Raw genomic sequence first — 14,368 nt, forward strand, 5'->3', positions numbered from 1 at the left:
CCTTCAACGCATGGGGCATCCAGCGATCGACAATACGACGCCGTTTGCCCTCGAGCCGGTCCTCCTCGCCGACGAGGAGAGCCGCCCGCTCCTCGTCGTGCTGGTACAGGCGACCTTCGACCTGCACCCCGCGCGCGGCCTCGAGCGCGCCGAGCAGCAGCTTCCGCCGAGCCTCGCAGGTGAGCTGTGGGGGGCCGACGCCGCCACGTCGAGCTACAAGATCGAGCCGGCGTTCGCCTTCTTCAAGCCCGCCACGGACGTGGTCCTGATCGGCCACGCGCAGGCGCCGCGCCATGCCGTACCGGAGCTCCAGGTGGTATTCCGCGTCGGTCCGGTCGGGAAGGCCGTGCGCGTGTTCGGCGATCGGGCGTGGGTGCAGAGCCCGGGAGGGCTCGTCCCCTCGCGACCACGGCCGTTCGATCGCGTCCCGCTCAACTACGAGCACGCCTTCGGCGGCTGGGATCGGAGCCACCCTGATCCGGCGAAGCACGCGCTCGAGCCCAGGAACCCCGTGGGCATCGGCTTTCGCGCGCCGAACGGGGCCGTCGAGGAGGGTCTCCGTTTACCGAACATCGAGGACCCGAACGACCTTCTGCAGCGCTACGGTCAGGTGGTTGCGCCGGCCGGCCTCGGGTTCGTCTCGTCGAACTGGCAGCCCCGAGCCGCGCTGGCCGGGACCTACGACGAGGCGTGGTCGAAGGAGCGGATGCCGCTCCTCCCGAAGGACTTCGATCGGCGCTTCTTCAACGCAGCCTCGAAGGGGCTCGTGGCGCCGGGGTACCTGAGGGGCGACGAGCCGGTGCTCGTGGAGAACACATCGCCGTTCGGGAGGCTCTCGTTCCGGCTGCCAGGGCTCAGCGCGCCGAGGTGCCGAGTAGGACTCGTGCAGCAGGACGACGCGTCGGTGGAGCTCCGGCTCGATACGGTGGTCGTGGACACCGACGCTGATCGGGTGCTGCTGCTGTACCGAGGGCACGTCGCGCTGCGGGATGGGCCGCACGACGTGCGCACGATCGCGATCGAGGAAGATCTGGGCGCTGTCCGGAGACAGGTCCCCTCGGGATGGTCCCGAGAGGGAGCTCGACCTCAGTGAACGCTGGCATCTCGAGGAGACGGCGATGGGCGTGACGGTAGGCGTGAACATGATGTCGGTGGTCCACGCGAAGAGCAGCGGGATCACCATCGCATTCCCGGACGTCTGCAAGACCCCGGCGCCGCCAGCGCCGCCCCTGCCGATCCCCTACCCGAACATCGCCAAGAGCGGCGACACGGCCAAGGGCACGAAGAAGGTGAAGTGCGACGGGGAGTCGGTCTGCGTCAAGGACTCGAACTTCAGCACGAGCACCGGGGACGAGGCCGGCTCGCTCGGCGGGATCGCGTCGAGCAAGACCAAGGGGAAAGCGGAGTTCGTGAACTTCTCGTTCGACGTGAAGTTCGAGGGGAAGAACGTGGCGCGGGCGTTCGATCTGATGCTGCACAACGACAAGAACACGCCGCCGTTCCCGGTGATGCAGGGGCCGGTGGTGGTGATCCCCTCCGGCGAGGCGCCTCCGGACAGGCTCTGCGGTGCGTGTGAGAAGAAGATAGGTTAACGAACGCGCCGTCGCCTGCACGGCCCTGAAGGGCTTAGGGGTCCACTCGATTGGAAGACCGGTTCATGCAGCTGACCCTCACTGCCGCTGGCCTCGCTTGCTCCGTCGGACGCGATCTAATGACCGCGACGGCGGCGATTCGCGCCGGCCTGTCACGACCGAGTCCGCTCCCCCACTTCTCCCTGCTCGACCCGGACTCCCACGAGCCGCTCCCCCTCCTCGGACACGCCGTTGAAGGGCTCACCGACGGCTTCAGCGGTGTCGGGCGCTGGCTCCAGCTCGCCACCTGTGCCCTCGAGGGTCTCTCTCGCGCCGGCAGACTTCCGTCGCGCGATGACGCCTCATTCTGGGAGCACACCAGGCTCGCCGTGGTGACCCCGGCACTGGACGAGGAACGCTTCGCTTACCAGGCGCACTGCCAATCCGACCGCATCTTCGAGAGCTACGTGACGCCGCTGCTCGAGGCCGTGGGTGGGCGCGTCTCTGCTGCTCATGCAACAGTCATCTCCGAGGGGCATCGCGGCGTGCTCCGCGCCATCGCCGACACCTCAAGACTGCTTCGGCCCCCGCTGGAGCGGGTTCTGGTGATCGCGGCAGACTCGTGGCTCGACATGGCGTCTTTGGAGTGGCTCGCCGCCGCAGGTCGCCTGAAAGGCCAGGAAAACCCCATCGGTCTCCCTCCTGGCGAAGCTGCGGGCGCGCTCCTCCTAGAGCGGCGTGATGCCGCCGAGCGCCGCGGGGCGTCCTTGTGTGCTACGATCGTGGCCGCGGTCGTGGGAGACGAGCAGACGCCGCTGCGCCTCGGGGCGAGCGGCCGGCCGCGCGCCCTCGCCACGGCCGTGGAGACGGCGTTAAATGAGGCGTGCGTGCAGGCGCCGTTCGCCGGAGACCTCATTGCCGACCTCAACGGCGAGCCGTGGCGAGCAAGCCATTTCGGCGCGACAGCGGCGCAGCTCTCGCCACGGCTCCTCGGCGCCACCCGGCTCGTCCTGCCAGCATCCTCGACGGGAGACACAGGCGCGGCGAGCGGCGCCGTGGCGGTTGCGTGCGCCGCCCACGCCTTGCAGCGCGGCTACGCCGCTGCGCGCAGCGCGCTCGTGGTGTCCAGCTCCGAGTCGGGTGAAGTCGGGGCGCTCGTGATCCAGGGTTCTGACCGATGACCAAGCACAAGTTCTACGAGGCGTTCGAAGCGCTGCATAACACCGCATCCGAGTACAAAGGGGGCGCCTGCCTGCGCGGGCATATCGGCTATTACGAGGAGGGAAACAGCTGCTCCTACCGGTGGCAGGGCCTGGCGAAAGCGGAGGAATCACCGGCGCGGGAGCTCTACAATTCCCATGACCCCGAATGCCACCTCGGCGGCACGGGGTGGGGCGGGGCAGCGGTGAGCGCGATCGAGCAGGGAAAGGCCGGCATCATCGTCTCCCGGCATAAGCCGTACAACTCCAGGACCAAGACGGGCAAGGAGATCCCGAAGCAGGTCGTGGTCGCAAAGAACTTCACCACCGGATACGCTCCGTACGCGAACCAGGTGCACCATGTTTTACCCACTGCAGTGCTCAGGAATTCCATCCTCGCCGTCGCGGAGCCGGCCCCGCAGCTCGTCGATCTGATCGCCAAGGGGCTTCTGCAGGAGAAGTACAACATCAATCACATGGACAATATGCTGATACTCCCCTCGCGCGACAGGGACGCGAGGAAGACCGGGCTCCCGACCCACTGCGGGGATCACCCGGAGTATAGCGGTAAGGTGCGCGACCACGTGATGAATGCGATGAGACCCTACCAGGACATCGCCGAGCAGGTGAGGGATGGGGAGCCTCACGATGAGCCCCAGCCCGCCGATCTGAAGGAAAACCTCGAGGATATCTCCGGTGAGCTGTACGGGAACATCATCGAGTACGCCAAGGGTCGTCGGAGCACGAAGACAGAGCCCGGCAAGATCAACGCACTTCCCGAGTCGGTCTTCAACCTCTCCATGTAGGTACTGGCGATGAGATTCTTCCTGCTAAATACGCTGGCGGACCACGGACGCGGGGAGTACTGCTTCATGAGCGAGGAGCCCCAGGGGGTCGGCCCCTCCACGTACCGGCTCGCCCGGGGCGAGCCGCTGCGCGGCAAAATGACGGAGGCGACGGTCCTCACCTGGAGCTTTGGCAAGGATTACCCAGGGCTGAAGCTGTCCTCGTTCCTGGGCAACACCGGCAGGTACCTCGCGGTCCACAGAAATGTCGCGGAGATCGTGCAGCGTCATCGCGCAGGCGAGCTCGAGGTCATCCCCTTCGTGCTCCATGATCACCGCGCGCGCCCCCGAAGCGAGGACTACGTCTTCCTGAACCCGCTCGGGTCGACGGACTGCCTGGACACGACGCGGTCCGTGATCAAGCGAGCCAGAAGCGGTAACGTTATCGACGTTCCGAAGATGGTCCTGGAGCGAGGCAAGCTGGCGGGCGCCCCGGGGCTGTTCCGGGTGCGCGAGATCCCCAGCAGATACGTGTTCAGCGGCGCGCTGGTGGACGAGATCGCCGCGCAGCGCTTCACGAATTTCGTCTTCAATGAGATCGAGCTGGTATAGACGGCAGGGCGAGGTTGACGGTGAGCTCGGCGTATCTTGAGGCCTACATCGACAACGCCACCTCGTACATCGAGAGAGGCGTCTCGGCTCTCATCCAGGGAAGCTTGAGCTGGACCGGAGCGCAGCAGCTCTGCGCGGCGTTCCGGCAACGCGCCGTCTGCACGCTGTTGCTGCTCGGGCAGGTGCGACGCTTCCAGCAGGATCTGATGCGAAGCGGCGGAGCGTTCCTTTACTATCTGCCCAGAGCTCCGGAGGACGAGAAGATCACCAGCCAGGCCAAGCCGCTGCTTGACGCCATCGGGGCGGGCGCATGGGGTTGCGCCAGCCGAATCGCAGCGCACAGTCGTATGGCTTGGAACGCCGATCGCGAGTACCAGGAGGACTTTCTTTACATCGAGTTCTTGATGCAGCACTTCTTCCTGGGCGCGAGCCCGGCCGAGTCCGAAGCTACCCTGGCTCGCTGCGAGGCGGCCCTGCAAGGCGCCGATCGAACTCGATTGGATATCTGTCTCGCGTTCGTCAAGGGCGACGAGGGGCTGCTCGACTCAAGCCTCCGTGCTCTGCTCGACCGCCGCGCCGACAACGTCGAGGGGGCGATCGCGCGCGGCGCGCTGCCGGAGGAGGTATGGTCATGGTTACGGTACTTCTCGAGCGAGGGGTTGGCGCTGCTCCGGCTCGCTGATGAGAAAGGGTTTCGCCTGAGCGGGACATACCAGCACGTGCCCGAGGTGGCGCGTCGCGCCGCTCCGCTTCCCTTCGACCCGGACGTGTGGCGAGCGCTGGGCTAGCCAACGCGATGAGCGCGTACGCCCTATTGAGCGCTCCGCGCGCCGCTGCTGCAGACGCCACGGCGTAAGATCAGCATTCAGCGCTCTGCCCGATCCATCTCTGGAGCGAGCCAGCGCCACGACTCATCGCTCTCCGGGCTCCTGTCGTCGCCGCATCCCCGGCGCACGTACCTCGACCACGCCGCGCCTTGGCCCCTGCAGCGCGAGTTCCGCCGCGGCCGCCGCCCGCGCCGGCTGGGTCCCCTTGCGGAGCACCTCCTCGAGCCATTCGGCCAGCATCGGCCTCCCCATCAGGTACCGCGTCCCGCGCTTCAGCTCCTTCCCCCGGCTCCCCCACCAGATTGTGATCTTCTCCCTGTCCGGCCACGGCAGGCTCTCATCCGGATCCATCGCCACATCCTCGTCCTCCGGATCGTCGCTCGGCCCGCCCTGAAATCCCGGCGGCCGCGTCCCCCGAAGCTTCGCCTCCTCGAGATCCACGCCGGTGATCATCGTGAACGCCGCGCCCGCCATCCGCGCGAGCTCCGGCGTCCCCATGCACTCGATGATCCACGGCATGAGCGCCGGATCCCCGAGCGCCGCCGCCCCCGCGAGCGCCACGCGCGCCCCCCGCATCGTCCCGGCGACCGCGCGCAGCCAGCTGGACGCCACGCCCGGATCCATCTTCCGCATCGCCATCGCGCAAGCCCGCTCCGCGAACGGTCCTCCACGATCCGCGATGGTCCCGAGCACCCTCAGCGCCGCCGCATCGCCGAGCAACGCCGCCGACCACGCCGCCGCAAACCGGCACGCCTCGTCCTCGCTGCCCAGCGCTCCGCGCACCTCGTCCAGCAGATCCCCCCGCCCGAGCTCCCCCGCGGCGCGCAGCGCCCGCGCCCTCAACCGCAGATCGCTCGACATCACCGCGTATCCCAAGGCCGCCCCGGGATCCTGCCGGTGGACGGCGCACGCCGCGATCCCGATGCGGTGCAGCTCCGGTCCGACCCGGCGTGAGAGCAGCCCCGGAAGGATCCCCCGCACCTTGTCAAAGCTGATCCACCCCAGCGCCGACACGATCGCCCGCGCCAGCGCCGGCACGCCGCCGCCCACGTCGAGCACCTGAGCGATGCCCTTCAGATCCCGCCGCTCCACCGCGAGCACCATGGGCGCAAACAAACTCCCCGGCTCCTCCTCGTCGATGGCGCCCTTGCAGATCGCCCACCCCGCATCGCCAGCCAGCCGCAGGCCGTCGACGTGCGCCTCCAGCCGCTCGTCCAGCTCACCGAGGCTCTGCAAATCGTAGAGCGGATCCACCGCCGCGGCGTCCCGGTACGACCACAGGAACGCCGCCTCCGAGGCGTGCTGCTCGAAGATCTCGGCCTCGATCGTCGAGATCAATTGATCTGCACCGAGCCACCCTGGATCCGGTTCACGCCGGAGGACCGGGTCAGCAGATAAGCGCCCCGAATCAAGATCTTCCCAGCGCGCGTCAGCGTGATGCTGGCCTTCCCGCACTGGAGCACGATCTCCTTCTCCGCGGTGAACACAAGCCGCTCGCCATCCGCGGTCGCCGTCGCCCCAGCGCGCTCGACGGCGCTCGCGCTCTCCCCCGCCACATGCATCCGCCCCATCACCACCGGCCTGTCACGCCGGCCCCCCTCAAAAAGCAGCGCCACCTCCCGCCCCTCGTCCTCGGGACCGAGCGCCGTCATCGCCCGCGCAGGAATACCCCCGCGCGCCTCCTCTCCAAGGACAGCCGCCTCGACGAGCGGCTCGCCGTTCTGCCCGAACCCGACGATCCGCCCGACCACGACCCCCTCGATCGGCCCGGCATTCTCGGCCTCCGCCCGGACGCGCGCCTCGTGCGCCGCGACCACCAGCTCGAGGAGCCCCTCCGCCCCCTCGATCGCCTCCGCATCTTCCCCGCCCTCGCCCGCCACCTCCCCGCAGGCGGCCGCAGCCTCCCCTTCCGCCTCCTCAATCAGGATCGCCTCGCCGCTCGGCTCCGCAGCCGGTGCCCGCCCGTCGTCTCTCATCACCCAGCTCCTCTGCTCCCCCTCATCCCCGAAGCGCCCGCGATCGCCCGATCTGCCTCAGTTCACCCCCACGTTGCTCCCCTTGATCTTCACGTTCCCCGACGCCTCGACGTTCACCGCCCCCTCGCTCTTCACGTCGAGCTTCTTCCCCTCGACCCGGATCGGCCCGTCGCCCTTCACCGTGATCTTCTTCCCCTGCACGGTCACGTTCCCGTTCTTCTCGATGGTGACCGTGGCGTCCCCGCACTGGATCGCGAGCTTCTCCCCGATGATCATCGTCTTCTTCTCCTTCACCTCCTCCTTCGAGCTCTTTCCGATGGTCACCGTCATGTCCTTGCCCACCGTCACGGTGTAGCCCTCGTCCACGTCGGTCGACTTGCCCTTGGACACGCTCTCCGAGCTCGATCCGCCGACCGTCTCGCTCTTGTTCTTGCCGATCGACGCGCTCTGGTCCTTGCCCACGTCGATCGACTGACTCCCCCCGACCGACTCGGTGTGATCCCCGTCCACGCTGACCGACCGGTTGCCCCCGACCGAGAGGCTCTCGTCCTCGCCGATGCTCTCCGTGTGGTTCTTCGCGACGTCGATGCTCTTGTTGCCGCCGATCGACTCGCTCTGGTCGTTCCCCACGACCTTGCTCCGGTCGTGGTCCACCTCGAGCGCCTCGTCGTTCCCGATCCACTGCTTCTTGTCGTGCTCGATAGCGATGTTCCAGTCCTTCTGACCGTGCAGGAAGATCTCCTCCGAGCCCTTCTTGTCCTCGAACCGGAGCTCGTTCGACCCCCCGCCGCCCTTCGAGCTGTTCGACTTGATTGTGCTCTTCGTCTTCTCCGCAGGGAGCGCGTACGGCGGCACGTTGGTGCCGTGATAGACGCTCCCCACCACGAGCGGCCGGTCCGGATCGCCCTCCAGGAAGTCGACGACCACCTCGTGGCCGATCCGCGGCAGGAACACCGCGCCCCACGCGGAGCCCGCCCAGATCTGGCTCACGCGGATCCAGCAGGAGCTCTGCGCGTCCTTCTTGCCCTCACGATCCCAGTGGAACTGGACCTTGATGCGGCCGTGCTCGTCCGTATAGACCTCTTCACCCGCAGGGCCGACCACGATCGCCGTCTGGATCCCCTTGATCGTCGGCCACGGCGTCACCGACTGCGGACGGAAGGGGACATCGGACGGCACGACCTGGAACCGGTTCCTGTAGGCGGCGGCTTCGCCATCGGAGACGACGTCCACCGTGGGCTCGTGGCCCTCATGGTGCACGGAGACGAGCAGATAATCGCGGTTGAGATCGTCGCGCGCGTGCTCCGCGAGCGTGAAGGTCTGGCCAGGAACGAAGCGCGAGCAGGCGCTCTCGCCGTTGCCGGTCCTGCGCGAGGTCTGGAGCTGCTCGAGCCGGATCTTGGCGATGCTCGAGCCCGCGCCGGGCGCGTCGTAGTCGCCGGGATAGTCGTAGACCTCGAGATCGTCGTCCGCGTCGGCCTGGGCGTTGCTCTCGAGCGACAAGCTGGGCTTCTTGAAGTTGTAGTCGCGCAGCGTCACCTTCCCGGAGCGCACCCGCTCGGTATACCGGAAGCGGGAGACGTGCTCGCTCTGGTGGAGCGCGCCGAGCGGCGGCCGGAACACGACGGTGCTCTCCCCCGCGATAGGCCCGTGCGCCGACGGGCCGTCGGCGAACACGAGCACGTGACCGCCCTCGTCGTGCTCGAAGAAATAACAGATGCCCTCCTCCTCGAGCAGGCGCGACACAAAGGCGAAATCGCTCTCCCGGTACTGCACACAGTACTCCCGCGGGCGATAAGAGCCGCTCAGCACGAAGCGGTAGCCGTCGCTCGAAATGCCGGCCGCGCGCAGGACCTTCTCGATGATCTCGGGGGTGGAGAGCGCCTGGAAGATGCGGCTGTTCCTGCGGTGCTTGAGGCGGGTGACGTCGGGTACGACCGTGGCGTGATAGGCCGTGAGGCGCTTGCCCTCCTCGCCCTGCTCGAAGCTCGCGACGACGCCGTGGAGGTGCCGGGGCTGGTCGCCGACCTGCCAGGTGAGCAGCGCCTTCTTGCCGACGACGTCTGCGAAGGCGACGTCCCTGCTCGCACACGCGACGAGCACATCGAAGTGGAAGAGCTCGGAGATGCCCTCGCGCCCCTCGAACCGCGTCACACGGAGCTCGTGCTCCAGCCCGTCGACCTGAAACGAGTGCATGGCCTCTCCCCTGCTCAGCGCGTGCTCGCGGACAGACCGCGGGCAGCATTCAGCCGGAGCCATCCTACATGCTGCGACCGCTCGACCGCAATGGACGGCTGAGCTCGATGCCAGCGAGACGCCGCTGTGCAGGCAGACGCGATCTCGGCGCGGGCGACAGGCACGCGAGCCGACGCGGCGCGTCCTCCGCACGCTTCGACATGTTCCGCGTGGGGTCAGCCGTGAAGCAGCCCCGCATCCGCCATCGCGGCAAGGAACTGAGCACCGAGCCCCTCCGGCAGCGCGCTCGCATCGACGAGGCCCGGCGGGTGCACGATGGGCGGCGCCGCCGGGGCCCATGGCGCGACGAGGGGAGCTGGCGAGAGCGGCGCGGGGGGCGGTGGCGAGAGCGGCGCAGGGCGCGATGGCGAGAGCGGCGCAGGGGGCGGTGGCGAGAGCGGAGCGGGGGGCGGTGGCGAGAGCGGCGCAGGGGGCGCTGGAGACGCGCTCGATGACGCTGCCTGGCGCGCAGGCTCGGCAGGGGCGGCGACCGGCGCTCGGCGGGCGCCGAACGGCGTCGAGGCAGAGGCGATCGCCCTCGCCGCCTCCTCGGGATCGAGCGCGGTGGTCTCTTCGAGCAGATCGCGGACGCCGCCGGGCCGCGCGGGCGGGGCCGCGAGCGCTCGCGGGGCGGCGGCCAGCGGTGCCGCCGGCGCAGCCGAGCGCGCAGGCTCCGACGCCCCGCGGGGCGCGCTGAACGGCATCGCCGCGGCGGTGACTACCCTGGCCGCCTCCTCGGGACCGAGCGCGTCCGTCTCCTCGAGCAGCTCGCGGACGCCGCCCGGCCGCGCGGGCGCAGCGGCTGCAGACCGCGCGGCGGTGGCAGGCTGCGATGTCGCCGTCGCGGCCGAGCGCGCAGGCTCGGAAGGCGTGCGGCGCGCGTCGAACGGCGTCGCGGCGGCGGCGACCGCCCTCGCCGCGTCCTCGGCGTCGAGCCCGGTGGTCTCCTCGAGCAGCTCGCGGACGCCGCCGGGCCGCGCGGGCGCGGCGGCTGCAGCTCGCGGAGCGACAGCCGGCAGCGAGGCCGGCGCCGCCGAGCGCCCCGGCTCAGAAGGCCGTCGCGGTGCGCCGAACGGCGTCGCCGCCGCCGCGAGCACCCTGGCCACCTCGTCAGGGCTCAGCTGGTTGGTGCCGTCCAGCGTGCTGGCCTTGACGCTGGGTTGCAAGGCCGGCCCGGAGGGCGCGGCGCGCGCGGCGGGCGCGCCGCCGGCGGCGAACGGATCGGCCCATGCGATCGGCTGCGCCGGGAGCTCCACGCCCGCGAGCACGCGGAGCGACTCGAGCTCCGCCACCTCGACCGGGGCATGGCCGCGCCACACAACCGAGCAGCGCCGCCGATCCACGTCGATATGCACCGTGTCGGCGCGGAGAGAGAGCGGCTCCCCGGCGCGCGGCGCGGCGAGGCGCTGGCGGTACAGCCGCGCGGCGCCGCGCGCCTCGGGCAGCTGCGTGCGGAGCTTGGGCCGCTGCGCGATCATGCCTCCGAGCACGATCCACTCGTCGCCGCGGAGCACGGGGATGCGCTGATCCACGGGCGCCGCCTGGAAGTAGCTCCAGTCGAGCCCCTCGGGGAGCTCGAGCAGCGAGCCCTGAAGGCGGCGCGCGTCAGCGGCGCCGAGCAGCCGGCTGCGCAGCGGCGAGGTGCGGGGGAGCGGCCCCATGCCGTCGATGCGGACGTGGGAGCGGGCCGGCCCGACGCGCGCGGAGCCGTCGAGCAACGCTTGCTTGTCGATGCGGACCTGGCCGTCCTGCACGACCGTGAGCCGGACCATGGCGTGCGGCGACGAGAAGCCCGGCGGCAGGTCGGCATGGCCCGTCACCACGACGCCGCACTGCTCGAGGTACGGCGCGAGATCGCTCCCGGCCTGGAGCCGCTGGCCCGATGGATCCAGCCGCTCATCCGCCGCGATCGGGTCCGGGGCGACGAGCGACATGCGCCCCTCGGGGACGAGCGCGAACGTCGCCTTCACGACGACGGTGACGTGGAGCTTGCCGCGCAGGAGCCAGGTGAGCGTCGCGACGGCGGAAGGGCCGAGGGCGGCGATCGCGACGTGCTGCGTCGGTGGGGTCATCGAAGCCGGGACATCATGCCTCACGGCCATCCCGGCTTCTATCGGGTTCGGCTGCGGTCGCTCGAGGCTCGATGAGAGCCCTGTGCCCTGTCGTCGAGCGCCGGCCCAGCGCTCGCAGCCAGGCGACCCCACGCTCCGCCCCCGGGTGTGCTAGACCGCCGCCCCGATGCGCATCGCGCTCGTCTATCCGCCGACCTGCGACCCCACGGCCCCCTACCTCGCGGTGCCGATGCTGACCGGCTTTCTCCGCGCGAACGGCGTGGAGGTGCTGCCCATCGACGCGAACGTCGAGGCCTTCGACGCGCTCCTCACGCCGCAGCGCATGGCCGGCCTCCGCGACCGCCTCGAGGCGCGCCTCGGCGAGCTCGACCGCCGCGCCTCGCTCCCGCACGCCGATCAGCTCGAGTACCTCGCCCTCGCCCGCGCCCGCGGCGACGCGCACGCCACCCCGGATGCGGTGGACCTCGCCAAGGCGACGCTCCGCTCCCCTGACGCCTTCTACGATCCGGACGCCTACGCCCGCGCGGTCGCGACGATCGAGGCGGCGCTCGGCGTCGTGTCCGCCACACACCACCCGCTCAAGCTCGACTTCACCGCGTACCGGACGCCGTTCGGCCTCACGTCGATGGACGAGATCGCCCGGTCGAGCCGGCCGGAGCACGATCCCTTCGACGCCTGGGTGCAGCAGACGCTCGTGCCGCGGCTCCGCGACGCGCGCGCCGACATCGTGGGCATCTCCGTGTGCTTCCCGGGCCAGCTCCAGCCCGCGTACGCGTTCGCGCACAAGATCAAGCAGGCGCTGCCCGGCGCACACGTCACGTGCGGCGGCCCCGGCGTGACGCAGCTGCTCCTCCGGCTGTCGGGCGAGCGGCTCTCGCGCGCGCTCGGCCCGTTCGACTCGGCGTGCCTGTTCGAGGGCGAACACACCCTCCTCGCGCTCGCGCGCGCGCTCGACGAGGGCCGGCCGCTCCGGGACGTGCCGAACGTCGTCGTGCGCGATCGCCTGATGGGCGCGCGCTGGATGTCCGGCCACGGCATGGAGGACCTGAAAGCGCTCCCCGCGCCCGACTTCGACGGTCTCCCGCTCGAGGCGTACCTCGCGCCGGCGCTCGTGCTCCCGTACGACCCGACGCGGGGCTGCTACTGGGGCAAATGCACCTTCTGCCATTACGGGCTCGCGGAGGTCGGCACGGCGGCGTACCGCGAGCGCGCCGTCGAGACCATCGTCGCGCACCTCGGGGCCCTCGCCGCGCGGCACGGCACACGCCACTTCTACCTGTCGCAGGACTCGGTCGCGCCGAAGACGCTCGTGAAGATGGCGCAGGCGATCCTCGACGCCGGCCTCGACGTGCGATGGGCCACCGACCTCAAGCCGGAGAAGTACCTGACAAGGGAGCGCGCGGACGTGCTGCGCCGCGCGGGCGCCGTCGCGTGCGCGCTCGGCGTCGAGTCCGCGTCTCCGCGCGTCCTCGGCCTCATCGACAAGGGCGCGCCCGTCGAGGTCGTCTCCGACGTCATCGACCACCTCGCGTCCGCAGGCGTGGCCGCCGAGGCGATGTGCTTCACGGACTTCCCCACCGAGACGCACGCCGAGGCCGTCTCGACGCTCGACTTCCTGCGCGCTCGGCGGGAGGCGCTCGCGGTCTATATCGTCGGCGAGTTCGGGCTGACGCACGGGTCGCTCGTCGCGCAAACGCCGGAGCGGTTCGGGATCGACGAGGTGTTCGCGCTCGAGGGCGACGAGCTCGGGCTCGGCCTGTTCTTCGTCCCGCGGGAGACGTGGAAGACCGACGCCGAGCGCGCCGACGTCGACGCGCGGCTCTCCGACCTGTCGCGCGGCTGGACCTTGCGCAGCTATCCGTGGGCCGGCGCGGTGTCGACCGCGCACACGATCCTCCAGTACGACCGCTTCGGCCCCGGCGTCTTCCGCGATCGCGCGGCGCGCCGTCCCGACGACGGCATCCCCGGGGCGAGCGCCATCGAGCGCGGGCTGCGCTTCGATCCGCGCGCCGCCGAGCACGCCGAGGCGCGCGAGGCGGAGATCTGGGCGACGCTCGTCTACGAAGAGCGACGCGTGGGGCGCGACGCCTACGAGCGGCTCGCCCGGTCGTTGCCACCGCTCCGGCCGAAGCCCGTGCGCGTCAGGTTCGTCGCAGGCGCCGCGCCGACCGTGACGTCGGGGCGACGGCCGTCGCACGCGACAAGCGCGGCACGCTGAGCCTCTGGCCGGACAGAAACGGCGCTCGACGACGCGTCACTCGACGGCTCGCCGTCTCGCATCGATTCATGGCGCCGCTGACGTTGCGCTGTCATTGCTTGCCTGGCCGCGCGCCTCAACGACAATGTCGCCCAACGTGAGGCAAATGAGGCGACAAGCGCCCTGTCGTCGCACACAAGCGATGAATCGAATCAGCTTCCCACGCGCCTTCACGATCGGTTAAAGTCCCACGTTGGAGGTCCGTCGCCCTCGAGCCCCCGAGTCAGCGAAGCACACGAGGTGGCTCCGGGAGTCGATAGGACATGCGCCTTCGGCGCGCTTGCTTGGGAAAGCCGCGTGCGGATCGTCACGCGGTCGATATCAAAGGCGTCAATTCATGAAAATTTTCAACGCATTCGCAATCCTGGGCTCGGTGTTTGCGCTGGCGGGGTGCGCCGTCGACGTGGACTCCTCATCGGAGCCGGGGGACGACGCGGGGGTCGACGAGCAGACCGGCGTCGCCGAGCAGGCGGTGACGATCGGCGCGGTGAACGCCGCCTGCGCCGAGTCCCTCACGCTCCGCAGCTCGGCCGGCGGAGCGACGATCGGCACGATGTACACCGGTCCGTTCAACGGCGTCTCGAAGTTCTACGTGCAGTCGATCAGCAACAACGGCGCCTGGGCGTACGGCTACTCGTACTCTCTCGGCCAATGGGGCTGGGCGATGACGTACTACCTGACGACGAACTACTCGGAGAGGGGGGTACCGGGGCAGATCGGCTACAATTACGCGTGTTATCGCTCGGACGGTTCGGGCTGGGGCGGCGGCATCGGCTGACCGGCGCGGCGGCTCGCAGGCGGCGCTCCTGAGGCTGCCCACCCCGAGCCCTACCG

The 14,368-nt window shown here is 69.9% G+C and carries 12 protein-coding genes; 8 read left to right on the forward strand and 4 right to left on the reverse strand.

Features of this window, described 5'->3' with window-relative positions; genetic code table 11:
• Positions 1–10: 10 nt before the first annotated feature.
• The 6 genes from WME90_RS26265 (at position 11) to WME90_RS26290 (ending at position 4,955) form a co-directional block, all read left to right on the forward strand.
• On the forward strand, positions 11–1,093 hold the full coding sequence (locus tag WME90_RS26265; protein WP_437274741.1) for a DUF2169 family type VI secretion system accessory protein: 1,083 nt from the start codon (positions 11–13) through the stop codon (positions 1,091–1,093).
• A gap of 25 nt (positions 1,094–1,118) precedes the next feature.
• Positions 1,119–1,592 carry a DUF4150 domain-containing protein gene (locus WME90_RS26270; RefSeq protein ID WP_437274742.1) on the forward strand — a complete coding sequence of 158 codons (474 nt, stop codon included), beginning with the start codon at positions 1,119–1,121 and terminating at the stop codon, positions 1,590–1,592.
• Between the two features lie 65 nt (positions 1,593–1,657).
• On the forward strand, positions 1,658–2,752 hold the full coding sequence (locus tag WME90_RS26275) for a hypothetical protein (protein ID WP_437274743.1): 1,095 nt from the start codon (positions 1,658–1,660) through the stop codon (positions 2,750–2,752).
• Positions 2,749–3,576 carry an AHH domain-containing protein gene (locus WME90_RS26280; RefSeq protein WP_437274744.1) on the forward strand — a complete coding sequence of 276 codons (828 nt, stop codon included), beginning with the start codon at positions 2,749–2,751 and terminating at the stop codon, positions 3,574–3,576. Before WME90_RS26275 ends, WME90_RS26280 begins: the two co-directional genes overlap by 4 nt.
• Before the next feature lie 9 nt (positions 3,577–3,585).
• Positions 3,586–4,167, forward strand: coding sequence for an imm11 family protein (locus WME90_RS26285; protein WP_437274745.1), 582 nt, complete (start codon positions 3,586–3,588; stop codon positions 4,165–4,167).
• A gap of 20 nt (positions 4,168–4,187) precedes the next feature.
• Complete coding sequence (locus tag WME90_RS26290; protein WP_437274746.1) at positions 4,188–4,955, forward strand: hypothetical protein; 768 nt, start codon at positions 4,188–4,190, stop codon at positions 4,953–4,955.
• A 123-nt stretch (positions 4,956–5,078) separates the two neighbouring features.
• Here WME90_RS26290 and WME90_RS26295 read toward each other — a convergent pair whose 3' ends face one another.
• The 4 genes from WME90_RS26295 to WME90_RS26310 all read right to left on the reverse strand — a co-directional run bounded on the left by WME90_RS26295 (position 5,079) and on the right by WME90_RS26310 (position 11,277).
• Positions 5,079–6,332, reverse strand: coding sequence for a TIGR02270 family protein (locus WME90_RS26295; RefSeq protein ID WP_437274747.1), 1,254 nt, complete (start codon positions 6,330–6,332; stop codon positions 5,079–5,081).
• Positions 6,329–6,811: a DUF6484 domain-containing protein gene (locus tag WME90_RS26300; protein WP_437283659.1), complete on the reverse strand. Its 483-nt coding sequence runs from the start codon at positions 6,809–6,811 to the stop codon at positions 6,329–6,331. The genes WME90_RS26295 and WME90_RS26300 overlap by 4 nt, the downstream gene beginning before the upstream one ends.
• Positions 6,812–7,027: 216 nt before the next feature.
• Positions 7,028–9,166: a type VI secretion system Vgr family protein gene (locus WME90_RS26305; protein ID WP_437274748.1), complete on the reverse strand. Its 2,139-nt coding sequence runs from the start codon at positions 9,164–9,166 to the stop codon at positions 7,028–7,030.
• 215 nt (positions 9,167–9,381) lie between these two features.
• Positions 9,382–11,277, reverse strand: coding sequence for a DUF2169 domain-containing protein (locus WME90_RS26310; protein ID WP_437274749.1), 1,896 nt, complete (start codon positions 11,275–11,277; stop codon positions 9,382–9,384).
• 166 nt (positions 11,278–11,443) lie between these two features.
• Here WME90_RS26310 and WME90_RS26315 point away from each other — a divergent pair, with 166 nt between their 5' ends.
• Both WME90_RS26315 and WME90_RS26320 read left to right on the forward strand, forming a co-directional pair.
• Positions 11,444–13,495 (forward strand): B12-binding domain-containing radical SAM protein, encoded by a 2,052-nt coding sequence (locus tag WME90_RS26315; RefSeq protein WP_437274750.1) that lies wholly within the window; start codon positions 11,444–11,446, stop codon positions 13,493–13,495.
• 376 nt (positions 13,496–13,871) lie between these two features.
• Positions 13,872–14,312, forward strand: a complete 441-nt coding sequence (locus WME90_RS26320; protein WP_437274751.1) for a hypothetical protein — start codon at positions 13,872–13,874, stop codon at positions 14,310–14,312.
• Positions 14,313–14,368: the final 56 nt, after the last annotated feature.

Origin of the sequence: Sorangium sp. So ce375 (genome assembly GCF_051473855.1) — a bacterium.
Lineage (GTDB): Bacteria > Myxococcota_A > Polyangia > Polyangiales > Polyangiaceae > Sorangium.

What these genes read in the sequence shown, in the direction of transcription:
- WME90_RS26265 (WP_437274741.1), top strand. Translation starts at nt 11, where the DNA reads ATGGGGCATCCAGCGATCGACAATACGACGCCGTTTGCCCTCGAGCCG.
- WME90_RS26270 (WP_437274742.1), top strand. Translation starts at nt 1,119, where the DNA reads ATGGGCGTGACGGTAGGCGTGAACATGATGTCGGTGGTCCACGCGAAG.
- WME90_RS26275 (WP_437274743.1), top strand. Translation starts at nt 1,658, where the DNA reads ATGCAGCTGACCCTCACTGCCGCTGGCCTCGCTTGCTCCGTCGGACGC.
- WME90_RS26280 (WP_437274744.1), top strand. Translation starts at nt 2,749, where the DNA reads ATGACCAAGCACAAGTTCTACGAGGCGTTCGAAGCGCTGCATAACACC.
- WME90_RS26285 (WP_437274745.1), top strand. Translation starts at nt 3,586, where the DNA reads ATGAGATTCTTCCTGCTAAATACGCTGGCGGACCACGGACGCGGGGAG.
- WME90_RS26305 (WP_437274748.1), bottom strand. Translation starts at nt 9,166, where the DNA reads ATGCACTCGTTTCAGGTCGACGGGCTGGAGCACGAGCTCCGTGTGACG.
- WME90_RS26310 (WP_437274749.1), bottom strand. Translation starts at nt 11,277, where the DNA reads ATGACCCCACCGACGCAGCACGTCGCGATCGCCGCCCTCGGCCCTTCC.
- WME90_RS26315 (WP_437274750.1), top strand. Translation starts at nt 11,444, where the DNA reads ATGCGCATCGCGCTCGTCTATCCGCCGACCTGCGACCCCACGGCCCCC.
- WME90_RS26320 (WP_437274751.1), top strand. Translation starts at nt 13,872, where the DNA reads ATGAAAATTTTCAACGCATTCGCAATCCTGGGCTCGGTGTTTGCGCTG.